Origin of the sequence: Gloeothece verrucosa PCC 7822, assembly GCF_000147335.1 — a bacterium.
GTDB classification, from domain to species: Bacteria; Cyanobacteriota; Cyanobacteriia; order Cyanobacteriales; family Microcystaceae; genus Gloeothece; species Gloeothece verrucosa.
Genome location: NC_014501.1, coordinates 855879 through 873366, shown reverse-complemented (window position 1 = coordinate 873366; position 17488 = coordinate 855879). Strand labels below are relative to the sequence as shown.

Here is a 17488-nt window from a genome sequence, read left to right as displayed (position 1 = left end):
AGAAGTCAGGCGTGTGTCTTGCTGTACTCTTCAAATTTTGCCACATCCAGTAAAAGGTTAGCTAACTTTCCTTCCCCTGTTGACGTTATCCCACCCTTTTTGTCTCCTTTGTGCTATGCCTCGAAACCCCGTTAATCTTGTTTATTGGTAGAAACCAAACTCGCTATCACTTGAATTTTCTGTAAATTTCGTACCAAGCGCATAGCTTGAGGTTTATACAAAGGAGTAGATAAAATACTTGGTAAATTATTCATCAATTCGCGAGCCATATTTAAAGAACAGCCCGAAATTCTCGTAATAACATTAGCTCCTTCAAAAACCGCATCTGAGGTTAACGCCTTTTCGATCTTTACTCGCCAGCATTTAGGACTAATCCGCAGTTTTCCTTGTTCAATTCGTTTTAAGCCTTCAATGGTCGCTAAAACCACCATACGGTCCCCAACTGACAAACGAATATCATCTGAGGGCATAAATTTAGAAACATCCGGGGGTTTTTGATGAAGGAGCGGCACAACGCCATAACCATAAGCCACTTCAGACAGTAATAAACCATGTAAAGTATCAATATCTTCAATTTGATATTCTGTCACTAAGATGGTTTGACGATTGAGACGAAACACGGTAATAATATTTTCTCCAAAGGCGGCACCGGCAAAGGCTTCGGCTGCCAAAGCATAAGCCCCTAAAATTTGGGCTTTGGGTAATAATTGGGTTAAAGATTTACTTAAACGTTCTCCTAAAGTTCGAACCACTAAATGAGAATTCGGGTTGATTTTTTGCGCCATTAATGCCACTTCCAGATTGAGGATCTCGTCATTAGTCAAGACAACGATGCTTTTAGCGGTGGCTAAATTGGCTTTGGCTAAAGCTTCTTTTTGATTGCCGACAATTAAAGGCATTTCGGGTAAAATACTCCGATCAAAATCCAAATCAAAGCTAATGCCCACGATGGATTGTTTAAACTCTTGCAATAAAGTGGCTACCCCTTGCCCGACTCTGCCTAATCCGATAATAACAATATGGTCTTGTTGAGGAACCGGCGGACGATTTTTCAGGAATTGGAATTTGGCCGAGAGTAACCCCTCTGTCACTAAAGCATAAAGCACTCCCACAAAGGCTGTGCCTGCCAGGGTTAAGCCTAAACTATATAACTGCAACCAAGCGGGGATCTCATCCATTTGTTCAAACCCGCCAAATAAGTCTGAATATCCGCCTAATAATAAAATAGCAATGGCAGAAAAAGCGGATAATAAAGTGGTTCTCGGATCAAATTCTTTCAGGATAACTGTGCCGCTAATCAATAAAAATAAAACAATTAAACTACAGATTAGAGCAACTTTTCTGGTGGGTTGTTGTCTGGTTGAATACCAAAATTGATGGTATTTTTCTTGTAAATATTTGCTGATATTTTTGGCGTGAGTGGGTTTTGGCTGATGGGTTAGGGTTGCCCGTTCTCGGTTAGATAAACTGAGAAAATTTTCGGCGGTTTCGATATAAACTAGGGTATCTCCTGGAAGGATCGCTGCATCACCATCCCATTGATGAAAGCTTTGAGCTAAGGGGCTTAAATGATCACTGTGTGCTAAAATTCGACGGGTACGGGTGTTGAGTTCGTAAACACTACGGGTATGACACCAACGGTCCTCTTTTTCAATTTTATGCTGGATCACCCGCACTTTTTCCCCGTCAAGGTTAAACAGACTGAGAATTTCGCTGCCTAAAGCGGCTAAGGCAAAAGCATCTATGGGAAGTTGGGTAGGTTCATAGGCGATAAAGTTTCCTAGTTGTTCTCTTAATAATTCGTTAAGATTTTCTTTAGCTGAACGTACCACTAGGCGGGTATCAGGGTTCAGTTGACGAATGGTGAGGGCTGTTTCTGCGTTAATTTGTTCATTAGTGGTGACAATCATCGCCGCGCGACATCGCTCGATTTTTGCGGCTTTTAAGATGTCTACATGACGACAGTCTCCAAAAATGAGATCATCTAAGAGATCGGGTAATTCTGGGAGTTCCCAACTTTGGGGTTTAACTTGTTCAATGGCGATCACATTAACGCCGAATTCTTTTAAAGCGAACACACAATATTGTCCTAAGCTTCCCAATCCACAGACGAGGAATTGATCTAATGACGCTTGAGGGTTGTTAGCGGCTGGTGTTGGGGTATGATTCGGCTGCATTTTCCCCCTGACAGTAAAAAATATATGTGTCTTTATGCCTAGAGTATAATTCATTTAGATTAAGATCATGAGAAGTCTAATTAAAATCTCAAATCCTAGTCCATCAAAGAATCAAATGAATTATACTCTCTTATTTTTGCGTTTCTATCCAGGTAATTATATTTTCAATTAACTGAGGATCGGTGGGAGAGAATTGTTGTAAGTTTGAACTCAATTTTTCGGTCACCAAACAAATAGCCCCACCAAATTTACTGAGCATTTTTAAAAACTCAGGAGAAAATCCTTGGCTGTCTGAAGGGGTAACATGGTCGTAAAAAATCAACACAAAATTAGCATTATTTTCATCTCTTTGAATGCTATTCCAATACAATCTCAGTTTAGCCATTGTATCGGGAATGCCATGTTCAAAGGGCGGACAGTTTTGCGCCAACATTAAATCATAAATATCTACCAGAGGATTGATGGGATCAAATAAATTATTGCTATCAATAAAAATCGGACGAATGCTTTGACTTAATTGAGAATGTTCATCGATTTTTGCCTGAAGCAATTGAGAAAGGCTTTGACAAGTCAGCTTGAAATGGTTGTCTTCGGGAGACTCTTCATTGAGATTTAATTCAGCTTTAGTAACTTTTTGAGTTCCATAAAGCGGGCGATTATGCCAAGCTTGATAAAACTCAGGATAAGATAATTTTTGGGCACAATGCCAAATGATTTTTTGACAAGCGAGGTCTTTTCTTTTGTGAGGATCGGATAAATTTTCTTTGAGATTAGCAATCACCTCAGACATTTGTTCAACTTTGAGAAGATTGATGACACTTTCAGCCGCTTGTAAACGACAAGTCTCATCCTGACAAGATTTAACCAGCATCACTAAAGTGGAAATCACTTCTCGATTTTTTAAGCCAATTTTGCCTAAACTCAAGGCGGCGCGATCAAGAATTTTAGGTTCGTTAGTGGTTTTCAGCACTCGAACTAAAAGAGCGATTACTGCCGGGTTTTTTTGCCCAATATCGCCTAAACTTTCGGCGGCTATACTGCGAACATTGGCATCTATACTTCCTTGCACTAAGTCGATTAAAGTTTTTAAGGCTTCTAAATTACCGGGTTCAATTTTGGCTAAACTTTCGGCGGCTTGGTGGCGGGTAAATTCATCGGATGAAGTTCTTAATAGTTTTAATAAAGCCTCCTTTGCACTGAAATTAGGAGAGGGTATTTTGCCCAAATTTTCGGCGGCTTCTCGTCGGATCGATTCATCTTGTTCCGAGTCTATCAATCTGACTAAAGCGGTTATCACTTCTTCATTATGGGGATCAATTTTGCTTAAACTTTCAATCGCATCCTTTCGTAATAGTCGCTCATCTGATTTAATTAAATTGACTAATGCACTAATTGCTTCAGAGTTTCCATTGCCAATTTTTCCGAGACTACTGATGGCCATCCAACGCAGAAAAACATCATAATTGGGCGATAACATTTTCCCCAGAACGCTGATAGCTTGGGGGTTGCCGGGGCTAATTTCTCCGAGACTATAAACGGCTTGTTTTTGGATTTCTTCATTGTTGGCACCCTTAACCAATTGTACTAACACCGTAATGGCTGTAGGATTACCGGGATCAATTTTTTCTAAACTTTCTGCCGAGGAACAGCGAATTCCTTGATCTGAGTTGGTGCGAATCAATTGAACTAAGGCCGCAATGGCGGTTGCATTCTGGTAACCAATGGTTTCAAGGGTTTCAAAGGCTCGTCGTCTACTGATGGCTGAATGAGTGGTAGTAATAACTTGTTTTAGGGTGGTAATGGCTTTAAAATTGCCTTTACCTATTTTTTCTAAACTCTTAAAGGCTATCTGTCTGCTTTCTTCATGGTTCGCCGTTTCTAATATATTGACAATAGTAGCGATGGCCTCACTATTGCCGGGGTCGATTTTTCCTAGGGTTTCGGCTACTTGCCACCGCATCGGGAAGGCTGAATTTGAGGCGAGCATTTCTTTTAAGGCGGCTATACATTCAGCATTTCCCTGTCCGATTTTTTCTAGGGTTTTAAAAATTTCTCGTTTAATGCTTTCGTTTTTTATGGTGGTTAATAATTGAATTAAAGCAGGGATGGCTAATTTCCGATGGGTTTCTCTTAAGGCGGCTTTGGCAGCTTGGGCAATTAAGGGAGATATTTGAGCATCAAAAAAGCACCACTGTAACAACTGCAATAAAATGGCGTTGGTTTGCTCACCATCTGGGAATTCAGCTAAAGCTGAAGCGGCTAAAAAATAAGCGCGTTTTCCATAATAATTATCGGTTTCACAGCCATCGGCAAATTGCACTAATCCTTGTAAAAATGCTTCTTTATCTTCTGGCTTAATTTCTTCTCTTCCTATCCACAGTTTAATGACTGGCTTCCATTGTGGGGCAAAAATTCGATAAGAACTACCGCAGGGGGTTGAGGGTAGAGAACTAATGCTTCCTAGGGGATGATTGAGGAAAAATTGCCAATCCTCGATGAGGGTAGCGGCCAGATACGCTTGCAATTTGTGATCGCTAAAGCTATATACTTTTTCTTTAGTTGCATTAGCGGTTATGCCGATGGGTCTTAGCCATCCCAAACGCAAGGCTAATTGTAATAAAAGTTCTTCGTCTCCTAGGGTTTCAGTGATCTGATGATGATAGAGCCAATGGGGATGGTGAGGGTTGTCTAAAGCGCAGAGGGCTAATTTTCCCAAGGCTTGATTAAGTTCTTGTTGTTGTTGAGCGTTGAGGGGTACGGTTTCCGCTTGCCATTGATAATATTGATGGACGATTTTGTCAAAAATCTGGGCGGTTGTTGCCGGCAATTTGGCTCTATTTTGCAGGGTTTCTCGGCATAATAAGGATAATCTTAATGGCGTTTGGAGCAGGTCTTGAATTCTATAGTATCCAAATTCTTCTAGGGACAAGACCAGTTGCTCGGCTAACTTGGCTAAATTTTGAGAGCGATGTTTTTTGGCTGATGAGGGGGTTTTGCTGACAGTATTTTGAGCAAACCATTGATTAATAAATGGCTTTACTTGTTCGGGATAGGTTAATTCTAGAGGACGAAAAACCTGGTAATGGGAGAGCGTATTTTTATTAATTAAAACATCATCTCGACTGGTCAAGATGACTCGTGTTTCATCTGCCCATCCCTCAAGTTGTTGTAGGGTTTCCGATAAGGGGTCATGAATTAATCCCCGGGTTTGAGAATTGACGGTTACGGGAAGTTTTTCGAGTTGTTCGAGCGGCATTTGTTCTACGCCATCGAGAAGCAGCCAGACTCGACCACTTTTGAGCAATTCATCTAGAGAGTTTTGCCATTGTCGGGTTAGTTCATCTTGGGTTTTAGCGACTCGTTTGAGCCACTTTTGTTGTAAATATTCATATAGGGGAGTTTCTCCCAGTTCTGCCATAGAAATCCAGATGGGCAGGTCTTGTGTATTGTCTAAAATCCAAGCGGTAATTTGATGGAGAAGTACGGTTTTTCCGCTACTAGATTCTCCTATAATGGCGATTCTTTGCCCTGCCTTGGCGCTTTTTTGTTGGCACAGAATTTGCTGACAAAATTCTTTTTCGTTATATATCTGTACGATCTCCGACTGTTCAGGATTCTCGCGCTGCTGGTGGGTTTCTCCTAAGCTGTATCCCTGTCCATAGTTCGGCCCATCTAGGAGATTTCCCCCATTGAATTTGTTTTTTTTGTGTTTAATTAACCCCAATGACAGATGTATTTTTTCCCATTGCGCTTCTGTCTCCTTCGGTTGTGTTGTCAGGGGATTGATGGGTACAGAATTTTTCCAGATCGCTTGGCACACTTGCTGCCAATCAATGTTAAGCTTCTGGGGGGATACCAGCGTTGCTTGTTGTTCCGATCCCTGTTGTGTCATCATTTACGGGGTTCTCTACAAAGTTCTAGAAGCAGATATAGAGGTAATCCCATCAATTGTGATGAGATTTATACCGAGTTGCTGTCATTGACTGATCTCGTTCTGTTTAGAAGCCGTGAGGTGCTATGGTGACTTTCTCGCTACCTATAATCAGATAGCTTGAAAACCCATCTGTTGTTCATATCAACCTCCACAAAATCTCTCTATCAGATGCAACTCGAGTCAATGCGCGCGTATCTCAGCTAGTGAGATTCTTAATTTTTATTTTATCTTAAATCTGCCTATTGGTCTGTAGAACATATACTTAGGCTTGCGGCTTTTATGTTTTGTTGCCACGTAAGTATTTACTCGCTAAACTTTAAGAAAGTTAATTTTTATTGTTAATCGGATAAAAGTTGAACAAAGCTCTCCAATGTGTTAAGTTTTATGATGAGATTTTCATGTTTTCAATAAATGAGTAGGAGAAAATAATGGAAATTACAGTAGATTGTGCCAGAGACTGTATAAATGGATGTATTTTAAAAGAGAAATGTCCTCATCGAGAACATCTGGCCCAAACAGAAAAGTTTATTCAAGAAACCTCTTTAGATAAAATGTTAGAAATGGCAGAGGCAGCCCGTCTGAAAAAGTTGACAGAACCGCCTAAATGGGTTATTCCTGATGATTTTTAACGTTCGGCTAACTGGCGTTGATGAGTGAGTGCTAATTGACGGAAATTTTCCAACCCCTGAATATAGTCTTCGCCACCCACCCGCGACACATCATTATGGCCGGCCAGAGGAATAAATAACAATTGTTTGGGAACCGGTGCCAGATCATAAAGTACCTGACTCATGCTCGGAGGAACCGTGCAGTCTTGGGTTCCATGAATGAGCATCAAGGGCACACGCAGTAATTTTAACTTACTAAGATTATCAAAACGCTGATTTAAGACCAATTTAGCCGGAATAAAACGGTAAAGCGGTAGATGATCAATCATGTCTACCATTGAGGTAAAAGCACTTTCTAGAATCACCCCGGCGGCATTGGGTTTGCGTACTGCTAAATCAATAGCGACTGCTCCCCCTAAAGAATGACCAAAGATAAAGATTGCCTCGGGTGCGATTTTTTGTTTTAGCACTAAGTAGTCCCAGGCGGCTTGTGCATCTCGATAGACTTCTGACTCACTGGGAAATTTACCTTCACTGCGTCCGTAACCCCGATAATCAATCATCAAGACATTGAATCCCATTTGATGGAATTTTTCGATTGGGCCTAAATTAGCCCCCATATTGACTCCATTCCCATGCAGATAGAGCAAAACTTCTGAAGAGGAAGACTCGGAGGGAATCCACCAGGCGTGCATCTTTTCTAGTTTCCCTTCCCAGGTTAAGACCGGAATCCACACCTGTGAGTAAGCTAACCCCAAGTCTGAGGGAGTGGATTTGATCCTCGAGGAGGGAGAGAAGATTAGCCGCTTTTGCCATATCCACAAAGCGATGCAGATGAGCAAGTAGGCAATTACTCCTAAGCCTAAGCCTTTAAGGAGTAACTTAATCCAGAAGTTAATGACCATCTTCGGTTGTTCCTTTTTGTTAAAATCTCAGGATTTGAGAGGTTAAATTTTTGCGTTTATCATAAATGCCTCTTATTTTATAGGAGGTTTTTTCTTATGCCAATCCGTAGAATTTTCATAAGCGAAGGCCACTTGAAAGAGTAAATCTTCGCGCAACACATTGCTAATTAACTGCATTCCGATAGGCAATCCTAAACTATCAAAGCCACAGGGAATACTCATGCCTGGCAACCCGCCTAAATTGACGGGAATGGTCATCAAATCTGACAAATACATACTGAGGGGATCATCGGTTTTTTCGCCGGCTTTAAAGGCGGTGGTGGGGGCCGTAGGGCAAACTAAGACATCCACTTCTTCAAAAGCCTGATCAAAATCTTGTTTAATCAGAGTCCTAACTTTTTGGGCTTTGAGATAATAAGCATCATAGTACCCTGCCGAGAGGGCATAAGTGCCTAACATAATGCGCCGCTTGACTTCTGTCCCAAAACCACTGGCTCTAGTGCCGGTATACATCGACATTAAAGTATCAGCATCTTTGCGAATGCCGTATTTAACCGCATCATAGCGAGCTAAATTAGCAGAGGCTTCTGAAGGAGCGATGATATAGTAAGCCGGTAAACCGTAGCGGAAACGAGGACAAGAAATTTCTTTAATTTTAGCGCCTAATTTTTTCAGTTGTTCTACTGCTTGATGGACGGCTTCGCCTACAACCGGATCTAATCCTTCTCCAAAAGTTTCTTTAATAATGCCTATTTTCAGTTTAGATAATTTCGGTTTGAGGAATTTGGTATAGTCGGGAATTTCAATGTTTAAAGAGGTGGAGTCTTTAGGGTCATAACCGGCGATCGCTCCTAAGAAAATGGCGGCATCTTCTACTGTTCTCGCAAAAGGTCCGATTTGATCCAAAGATGAGGCGTAAGCCACTAAGCCAAAACGAGACACTAACCCATAGGTGGGTTTTAATCCTACTACACCGCAATAAGAAGCGGGTTGACGAATTGATCCGCCTGTATCTGATCCTAGGGCCACGACGGCTTCTTCGGCGGCGACGGCAGCGGCTGAACCACCGGATGATCCTCCCGGCACTCGCGACAAATCCCAAGGGTTAGCGGTCACTTGATAACCCGAGGTTTCTGTGGAACTTCCCATTGCAAATTCATCTAAATTCGTTTTTCCGAGGGCAATGGTTCCTAATTCTTTGAGTTTCTGGGTAACCGTCGACTCATAAGGAGGAACAAAATTTTCCAGAATTTTTGAGCCGCAAGTGGTGGGAATTCCCTGAGTACACATATTATCTTTGATAGCGATGGGAATACCTTCTAGGAGTCCGATTTCTTGTTTGGCCGCAATTTTCGCATCGACTTTCTTGGCCGTTTCTAAAGCTTGATCTGCTGTGATATACAAGAAGCTATGTAGTGAGGGTTCTAGGGCTTCTATACGTTCTAGAGCTTCTGTGGTAATTTCAACAGCAGAACGCTCTTTTTTAACCAATTGTTGATGGAGTTCGCGGATCGATGCCATGAGTTTTCCTTGGAAAATGAATTTATTTTTAGCCAATAAAATCTATCTGCATCTGACACTTTAGCAAAAAACTTAGGTGCTTTGAGCAGTTTTAGAGATTTTGACGAATCAATGTCAACAAAAAGTGATTACGGTGTCGGGGTCGGTTTCAGGTTATCAACCGGAGTCAATTTGATTTCTTTAACTTCTCCAGCTTCTCCTAAACGTTGGGCTGGCTTGGAATTGACTGAATAGGTTACAGCACCAGCATTACCGGCTATGATGGTTACTTTTTCCTGTGCTGTCCAATTTTGTTTGACTCCTGCTTCCAAGGTTCCTTCATATTGGGTTTTTCCATCGACTAAGACTTTTAACCAAGATGTTCCATCTAAAGCTAATGCCACTGATAAGGGCGCGTTGCTGGGTTTCTTGGCTGAGGAGGCAGGCGATGCTACCGGAGAGGGTGAGGTTGCACTCTTTTGCGGCGAGGGGGAAGCCGCTACCGGAGAGGGTGGGGTTGCACTCTTTTGCGGCGAGGGGGAAGCCGCTACCGGAGAGGGTGGGGTGCTACTCTTTTGCGGTGAGGGTGAAACCGCTACCGGAGAGGGTGGGGTGCTACTCTTTTGCGGCGAGGGGGAAGCCGCTACCGGAGAGGGTGGGGTGCTACTCTTTTGCGGCGAGGGGGAAACGGCTAACGGACTCGATTGAATCATTGTTTTTTCAGGGTAGGTTTTGACAGGGGGCGGTGAAGTGGTCACTACTCGACTGGGGTCGGGAACTCGTTCCCGACTAGCTGGTGTAGGTTTAGTGACAGTTGAGGAGGCAGGAGGAGTGGTATGGTGGGGTTGAGTAGAAGGGTTTGGAGAGACGGATTTTCCTACCGTATAGGGTTCACGAGAGCGAGATAGGCCATACAATAACGCTATACTTGTCCCTATACAAGCAATAATGGCAATTAAAACCCCATAACGCTGTAAAGTTGGTTTTATAGACGGTTCTAATTGAAGTAGCGGGCTTTGGGGTTCTCGTTCTGCTTGAGGTTGCGTTTTCAGCACCGGTTCTGCTTGAGGTTGCGCTTTCAGCACCGGTTCTGCTTGAGGTTGCGCTTTCAGCACCGGTTCTGCTTGAGGTTGCGCTTTCAGCACCGGTTCTGCTTGAGGTTGCGCTTTAATCACTCTTTGAGCTTGAGTTTTAACAACTCTTTGAGCTTGGGGAGGCGCTTTAATGACAGGTTCCGGTTGAGGAGGCGCTTTAACCACAGGTTTTGGTTGAGGGGGCGCTTTAACCACAGGTTCCGGTTGAGGAGGTGCTTTAACGGCGGAGGGTGCAGAAGGGGTTTCAAAAGCTACGGCATTATCCGTTTGGGTTAAGCGTTTAGCTAGACTATTGCCGTCAATGCGTAGCACTTCGCCATATCGACGAATAAAACCTTGTATATAGATTAGTTCAGGCAGTTGCTCAATTTGTGCCGCTTCAAGAGCTTCTAGAATATGTAAGCGGATAAAGGTGCGGGAGGCAATTTGCTCTAGGGATAAAGACTGTTCTATCCGTTTTTGTTTTAGATAGGCTGCGACTTCCCTAAGTTGTTTGGCTTGTGAGGAATTCAGCTTATTCATCGGTATTTAATTTAAAACTATCTATGACATTTTGTTTAGTATATTAGTCTGTTTCTGTGACTTTGTAGTTTCTGCATAGAGTTTTTTCTTATTACATCAACCCTGAGTCTAGTACATTTGCTCGAAAATCCAAGGGAGGTAATACAATTTGCTAAAAGCTTGCTATCCATCGTAAGCAATGGGTAAAAGAGAAAGGAGAAAGCTTAAAGAAACGGTCTAATCAAGGCTTTTCCCTTTCCCCTTGACTTTTAGAGCGATTTGTGGCTTTAATTTTTCTGTTTTTATCTAGAGACAGATGCCTTACTCAAAAAATTAAAACTTTAGATAGATGAAAAATTTTTCAAATGAGATGGGTATTTTCTGTTACACTAAAGGATTAAGTATTGTTGATTTCTTATGCTGAAAAACTACAATATTAAAACAGAAAACTCTCTGCCTATTCTCTATTTTGATGGAGGTTCTAGGGGGAATCCGGGGGAAGCGGCTGGTGCGGCTGTTTTGGTTATGCCTGATGGACAAAAATATACTGTTAGTGAATATATTTCAGTAGCCACTAATAATGAAGCTGAGTATACAGGGTTAATTGTTGGCTTACAGAAGGCTAAAGAGTTAGGAATTGAAGCGTTAACGGTTAAGGGAGATAGTCAATTAGTCATCAATCAAGTGAACCGTAAATGGAAAGTTAATAGTGCCAGAATGCAAAAATTTTATCAAGAGGTACAGGGCTTAATCAAGAGTTTTGAAAAAGTGACATTAGATTGGGTTCCGCGTCATGAAAATCATTTAGCGGATGCGGCGGTTAATCAATGTATTGATCAAGGTGAGACAAGAAAGACTTCTGTTCCAACCCAAGATCAAGAGCCAAAAGTGGCTGAAAAATTGTCGCCAGTAGCTCAATTAATTAAACTGGGAAAAAAGGCTAATTTAAAAGACTACACTCGTCTAAAATCGGGACGAGATGAGTTTACGTCTCTAGGCTTATTGGAACTCAAAAAAAGAGTCCCTGAAGAGATACAAAAACAGATCGATAAGGAATGGGATGGCAATGATAAATATTTAGCCAAAGTTTATCGATGGTATTTAAGAGGGTTACCGCCTGAGATGGCGATTCATAAGGTGAGAATAGATGCCGATGTAGAAGCTAAAGTCACGGGGAAACATCCTTGGTTAGAGGATGAAAAGACTATCTCGAACTCTCAAGGAGATGTAAAAAAGTTTGAGAGTAGTTTTCCTTATGCTAAAGGAGATGTGATTGTCATTAGTGAACCTAATAACGCTTTAAAACATCAAGGAGTAATTGTTAGTGAGCCTAAATTTTCTGAAGAGGGCAGTTGGATGATTACCATTAGGGTAGACTAGACTAAATTTGTTCACAAATAAACATAAATGTATGAGGATGAATTTTAGGGGGTGATGAGAGTTAGTTCCAGATGAAGTTTAAGTCTAAGGTAAAACCGGGCAGTATTTCTTCTCCTGAAAGGGTAGGGGGAGCATTGAAAATTTCTATGGCTTGTCCTTGGCGATAGATTTCTACTTGTCGTTGTTTTCGGTTAATTAACCATCCGAGTCTAACTCCGTTATCTAGATATTCTTGCATTTTCTTCTGTAGGTCTTTTAAGCTATCACTAGGGGACATTAATTCTAAGACAAAATCTGGAGCAATAGGGGGGAATTGTTCTTTTTGTTGGGGAGTAAGCCGCTCCCATCTTTCTTGCTTGATCCAAGCCACATCAGGAGAACGATCAGCGCCGCTAGGGAGTTTAAAACAAGTGGAAGAATCGAACAGTACACCCAGTTTAACTTGACGATTCCAAATAACAAACTCAGTAGCAATCTCTATATTGTAGCGTCCTGTTTCTCCTCCAGTAGGGGACATAATTACAATTTCTCCTTGGGCATTGCGTTCAAATTTTGTCTGTGGGTTATGACGACAAAGGAGATAAAACTGTTCGTCAGTCAATTTACCGATCGGGTCAAAATTAATAGTATAAATAGTCATAGCTAATTCTTTGTCTAAAACATTAATCAATGTCATGTACTTAATACTATACAGTAAGCCCGGTTGTCATCTCTGTGAAGGACTTTTAGAAAAATTACAACAGATCCAAACTCTGAAGCTAGAAATAGAAATAAGAGACATTACCACCCAAGAAGACTGGTTTAATGCTTATCAATATGAGGTTCCTGTCTTATATCAAAAATTAGGCAACACAGAAAAAATCATCCCTCGTCCTTCTCCTCGCATGAGGATTTTACAATTGGAGCGTATGTTACAGAAATATGTAACCCAATCACCCTAAAAATACAAGGAACATCAGATAGCCCATAATAATCTATCAAAGCAAAAACCGTCCCCGATCCACACAGACAACCGATCCGGATTCATCTGTATTTATCTGTGTGCATCTGCGGACAAATATCTAAAATAAAAATACGATGATGAAACTAAGAGAATTATTAACCCTCATTCCCACGATCACACAAATTCCCGAACATCCTGCCTTAGAAAAAGAAGTTAAAGGAATTTCTACCAACTCCCACGCCTGTCAACTCGGAGACGTATTTATCGGTATGCCAGGCACTAGAGTAGATGGGGGAGAATTTTGGTCCAGTGCGATCGAAGCCGGTGCGATCGCTGCAATCATTTCTCCTGCTGCCGCCCTTCAATATCCCCCAACGGGTGATGCTTACGTGATCCAAGTGGAAGATGTCGTCAGTGTTTGTGCAGAAATAGCGGCGGCTTTTTATGGTTATCCAGCGCGACAGATGAAAATGATCGGGGTAACCGGCACCAATGGAAAAACCACCACTACCCATTTAATTGAATTTTTCTTGTCTCAATGTCAATATCCCACTGCCCTTTTAGGCACTTTATATACCCGTTGGGCGGGATATGAACAAACGGCTGTACATACTACCCCTTTTGCCGCACAATTACAAGAACAACTCGCGCAAGCGCTAAAAGCCGGCAGTCAGTATGGGGTGATGGAAGTGTCTTCTCATGCTTTGGCGCAAAGACGGGTACAAGAATGCCCTTTTGAGGTGGCAGTATTTACTAACTTGACTCAAGATCATCTAGACTTTCATCAGGATATGGAGGATTATTTTGCCGCTAAAGCTAAGTTATTTAGTGCAGAATATCTCAAGGGTAAAGCCATTATTAACTTAGATGATCCTTATGGAAAGCGTTTGATCGACTCCCTCAGTCGGGAAAAAGTTTGGAGTTATAGTGTTAGTGATAGTTCGGCGAATTTTTATACTCGAGATTTATGCTATGAAGCCAATGGTGTGAGTGGAATCTTACATACTCCCATCGGTGAGGTAGCTTTTTATTCTCCTTTAGTGGGGCAGTACAATATTGCTAACCTCTTAGCGGCGGTTGGGGCAGTGGTGTCTTTAGGATTAGATTTAAAGGCGATTGTGCAATATTTACCTTTATTTGTGGCGGTGCCGGGACGCATGGAGAGGGTACATTTGAGTGATAAACAGGATATTAGTGTTATTGTGGATTATGCTCACACGCCTGATAGTTTGGAGAATTTATTAAAGGCAGCCCGGCCTTTTATTGAAGGTCGGATGATCTGTGTGTTTGGATGCGGCGGAGATAGGGACCGCACTAAACGCCCTAAGATGGGGAAAATAGCGGCTGAACTTGCCGATGTGGCGGTGGTGACTTCGGATAATCCTCGCACCGAAGATCCGCAGCAGATTTTAAAGGATATTTTGGCGGGAATTCCTGAGTCGGTTAAGCCGCAAGTCATTGCTGATCGCGCTTTAGCTATCCTCAAGGCGATCACCGAAGCTAAACCCGGGGATGGGGTTTTAATTGCTGGAAAAGGTCATGAGGATTATCAAATTTTGGGCACAGAGAAGATCCATTTTGATGATCGAGAACAAGCGAGGGAAGCTTTAACGGTTAGATTAGGTTGATAGAGATCATCCCCCTTTTGGGGGACTTAAACTTGGATCTTTTTCTGGCTTAATCTGGGAATTGACTATTAGACCTCTTGCACAAATCATCATTTTTAAAGAAAACGAATAAAGGATCAAGCCTTTCCCCTTTCCCCTTTCCCCTTTTCCCGAATAAAAGCAAGAAGTCTATTAAGCCGCTACAGGAGATAACTGCCTGTATTTTGTTCTCGGTTGTGTGAGTAAATGACTGTACAACTTACTGAGTCTGGAAGCTACGCCATCCCAACTAAACGCCATTTCTGTACGGAGGCGCCCGGCTTGGCCGAGTTGATCTCGCCATTGGGGATGACTTAAAATGCGATCAATGGCTTTAGTAAAACCGAGAGGATCAAGCGGCTTAACCAGCAGTCCTGTTACTTCGGGAATAACACTGAACTGTAACGCCCCCTCAAAAGAAGCCACTACAGGGGTACGACTTGCCATTGCTTCGAGTGCTACTAAGCCAAAGGGTTCATCCTGAGTAGGGATGACGCACAGATCAGCCGCCGCATAGTATAAGGGGAGTGTTTGATCTAAACGGCCTGGAAATTCAGTACAATCGCTTAACCCCGATTTTTTTAGCAAGTTTTCGAGTTTATCTCGTTCAATTCCCTGGTTTTTAGCGGTATTTGAGCCACTGATGATGATCAGTTTTATTTCCTCTTCACGGAAGCGAGAATGAGCGATGGCTTCAACTAATATATCAACTCCTTTGCGAGGATCAAAAGGTCCTACATAGATTATAACTTTAGCATCTGGCACGATGCCTAGCTGATGTCGAGCAGAGGTTCGAGAAACGGCACCAAAGCGATTGAGATCAGTGCCACAAGGAATCAAGTCTATTTTGCCAAAAGAAGACACCAGCCGGCGTAAATGTTCTTCTTGTTGTGGATTAGTGGACACAAGGCGATCAACAGTTTCTAAAGCAGCTTTTTCAATGGCTAGGCGAGTCGGCCAAGTTTCAGGAATATTGGTCACTGAGCGATTTTTGAGGGTTTCTAAACAATGATATGTATGCACTTGAATCAAGGGTTGCCGCTTCTTTAATTCCATTCCCACCCAGGACGACAACCAGTCATTAGTATGCACTAGAGAATATTGAAAACCTTGCTCTCTCTCAAATGCCTGAAACTCCGTCACCAATTCTGGCATCAGATTAAACAGAGAATCGAAGTGAGTTAAGCCAAGGGTTTCTGTTTCTAAGCGAATAGTACGGCAATTGGGGCTATGTTCTGTGATTGCCGCTTGAGAGGGGCTAGTGCCACAGGTAAATATATCTACCTGCCAGCCTATTTTAGCTAGGGCAAGGCCGACTTGATGAACATAGACATTTTGCCCCCGGACTTGTTCGTGTCCCATTAATGATGCTGGATCGCTGTCAAGGGAAATTAAGGCAATGGGATTAGTGGGTATCCAAAACATATTTTATTATTGCGTGTCATAGTGGTAAAAATTGCCCTATCTTCCTGTGGAAAAAAAGACAGGTTTGGTAGGTGAATAATTACGCAACAAAGAAACTGAGCCTATCAAAACATGATGAATTCTATGCTGATGCTTCAGTCTCCTTTCAATGGCAACGAAGTTAGCTGACGGACTAGGTTCAGGGGTAATCCCTCTGTGGTTGCCCTGTTTATAAGCATTAATGCAGTCAGATAATGACTGCTCCCACAGAGAATGAAACAACCTGATTGAGGTTTGCCCCCAAATAATGTTCCTCGGTTCCACTGATTCATCGGCTGTTGAGAGCCAAAACCCTGAATCGAGTTTGAACTAGGCTGACTTATTTAATGATGCTAGTAGGATAGCTGAGTGATTAAACCATCGCTAACTGACTAATATTGACAGCATGATCTGAGCATTTCATCAATTCGTAAAGATCGCAGGCGACTAACTCTTCGGATGTGGGATCATCAGTGGTGCTAATGGCCACAATTGGCTCACCGTAACCTTTGGTTTTTCCGATCAATAAAAGTTTTTGCTGTGCATATTCTCCGATTAACTGAAACTGCTCTGTGGCTAAGAAATCTACGTGGTTAAATAAACTCTGATTTTTGATGGCCATGTTTTTGCTCCTAGACTCTTGCTCCATGTGTACAAATGCTTCCCATTGGGTTATGACTGGGAACTATTTTGAATTTGTTGTCGTCTGATATAGATCAACGTTGATTGGTCGTTGAGAGATTGCTTCGAGTAGATTATCTCATCAATTGAAAAAACAAACAATTAAGTTTAATTACTTGGAGTGCTTTGCTCTCATTTGCACTCCAAGGCTAATCTATTTGAAAGGCATCCACTTGGAACGTAAATCTTCCATTACCAAATGAGTCTTCCCAACTTGAGACGGTTCTTGGTTCACAAGCACTTTAAGAGTTGGTAAATAAGAGTTATCTATCAGTGTGGACCCATATCCTATAACTCTACCAGACTTTCCTGAACTTGTATGAAACGCATAATCGTTAACTATTAACATCTCTTTTCCTCCTGGCAAGTTATCTATTTTTCGACGCTGAAAATTATACCTTTGCAGGCTTTAAGATTCCGCGCCGAGTGATGGGGCTTGACAAGCCAAGGGCACTGACGAGAGCAAATTTTGGAGAAATGCTGACTCTTCAATCTTCCCTCAATGCCTACGAAGTTAGCTGACGGGCTAGGACTGAGAGATGTCCCTTGCTGCTGTTGTAACTAATTATACAGCAGAAATGCGCCCCAATGTTTGGTTCCTCCGCTCTAATAGTCTTTTGATCACATTTGGCTTAGTGACTATTGGATTAGGCTGACTTATTCAAGTTAATTATCG

Annotated in this window: 12 protein-coding genes and 1 riboswitch; of the genes, 4 read left to right on the top strand and 8 right to left on the bottom strand. The window is 42.1% G+C overall.

Features of this window, described 5'->3' with window-relative positions; translation table 11 throughout:
- Positions 1 to 131: 131 nt before the first annotated feature.
- The gene (locus CYAN7822_RS03890) at positions 132 to 2177 is read right to left on the bottom strand and encodes a potassium channel family protein (protein WP_013320941.1); all 2046 of its coding nucleotides are present in this window, start codon (positions 2175 to 2177) and stop codon (positions 132 to 134) included.
- A 130-nt stretch (positions 2178 to 2307) separates the two neighbouring features.
- Positions 2308 to 6072 (bottom strand): HEAT repeat domain-containing protein, encoded by a 3765-nt coding sequence (locus CYAN7822_RS03885; RefSeq protein WP_013320940.1) that lies wholly within the window; start codon positions 6070 to 6072, stop codon positions 2308 to 2310.
- Between the two features lie 467 nt (positions 6073 to 6539).
- Here CYAN7822_RS03885 and CYAN7822_RS03880 point away from each other — a divergent pair, with 467 nt between their 5' ends.
- Positions 6540 to 6740 (top strand): hypothetical protein, encoded by a 201-nt coding sequence (locus CYAN7822_RS03880; protein WP_013320939.1) that lies wholly within the window; start codon positions 6540 to 6542, stop codon positions 6738 to 6740.
- On the opposite strand, the gene CYAN7822_RS03875 is transcribed toward CYAN7822_RS03880, so the two are convergent.
- The 3 genes from CYAN7822_RS03875 to CYAN7822_RS03865 all read right to left on the bottom strand — a co-directional run bounded on the left by CYAN7822_RS03875 (position 6737) and on the right by CYAN7822_RS03865 (position 10740).
- A complete protein-coding gene (locus CYAN7822_RS03875) occupies positions 6737 to 7624 on the bottom strand; it encodes an alpha/beta hydrolase (protein ID WP_013320938.1) in 888 nt (295 codons plus the stop codon). The genes CYAN7822_RS03880 and CYAN7822_RS03875 overlap by 4 nt on opposite strands.
- A 72-nt stretch (positions 7625 to 7696) precedes the next feature.
- Positions 7697 to 9145 (bottom strand): Asp-tRNA(Asn)/Glu-tRNA(Gln) amidotransferase subunit GatA, encoded by a 1449-nt coding sequence (gene gatA / locus CYAN7822_RS03870; protein ID WP_013320937.1) that lies wholly within the window; start codon positions 9143 to 9145, stop codon positions 7697 to 7699.
- A 128-nt stretch (positions 9146 to 9273) separates the two neighbouring features.
- A complete protein-coding gene (locus CYAN7822_RS03865; RefSeq protein ID WP_013320936.1) occupies positions 9274 to 10740 on the bottom strand; it encodes a helix-turn-helix domain-containing protein in 1467 nt (488 codons plus the stop codon).
- 396 nt (positions 10741 to 11136) lie between these two features.
- Here CYAN7822_RS03865 and CYAN7822_RS03860 point away from each other — a divergent pair, with 396 nt between their 5' ends.
- Positions 11137 to 12099: a ribonuclease HI family protein gene (locus CYAN7822_RS03860; RefSeq protein WP_013320935.1), complete on the top strand. Its 963-nt coding sequence runs from the start codon at positions 11137 to 11139 to the stop codon at positions 12097 to 12099.
- A gap of 61 nt (positions 12100 to 12160) precedes the next feature.
- On the opposite strand, the gene CYAN7822_RS03855 is transcribed toward CYAN7822_RS03860, so the two are convergent.
- Positions 12161 to 12739: a Uma2 family endonuclease gene (locus tag CYAN7822_RS03855; protein WP_013320934.1), complete on the bottom strand. Its 579-nt coding sequence runs from the start codon at positions 12737 to 12739 to the stop codon at positions 12161 to 12163.
- Between the two features lie 34 nt (positions 12740 to 12773).
- Here CYAN7822_RS03855 and CYAN7822_RS03850 point away from each other — a divergent pair, with 34 nt between their 5' ends.
- Entirely contained in the window at positions 12774 to 13040 is a 267-nt protein-coding gene (locus tag CYAN7822_RS03850) for a glutaredoxin family protein (protein WP_013320933.1), read from the top strand.
- Between the two features lie 136 nt (positions 13041 to 13176).
- Positions 13177 to 14670: a UDP-N-acetylmuramoyl-L-alanyl-D-glutamate--2,6-diaminopimelate ligase gene (locus CYAN7822_RS03845; RefSeq protein ID WP_041933122.1), complete on the top strand. Its 1494-nt coding sequence runs from the start codon at positions 13177 to 13179 to the stop codon at positions 14668 to 14670.
- 171 nt (positions 14671 to 14841) lie between these two features.
- Here the strand turns inward: CYAN7822_RS03845 and CYAN7822_RS03840 are convergent, their stop codons facing one another.
- Positions 14842 to 16113, bottom strand: coding sequence for a glycosyltransferase (locus CYAN7822_RS03840; protein WP_013320931.1), 1272 nt, complete (start codon positions 16111 to 16113; stop codon positions 14842 to 14844).
- A 391-nt stretch (positions 16114 to 16504) separates the two neighbouring features.
- Positions 16505 to 16753, bottom strand: a complete 249-nt coding sequence (locus tag CYAN7822_RS03835) for a hypothetical protein (RefSeq protein WP_013320930.1) — start codon at positions 16751 to 16753, stop codon at positions 16505 to 16507.
- Positions 16754 to 17300: 547 nt separating this feature from the next.
- Positions 17301 to 17455: riboswitch (cyclic di-AMP (ydaO/yuaA leader) on the bottom strand.
- Between the last annotated feature and the right edge of the window lie 33 nt (positions 17456 to 17488).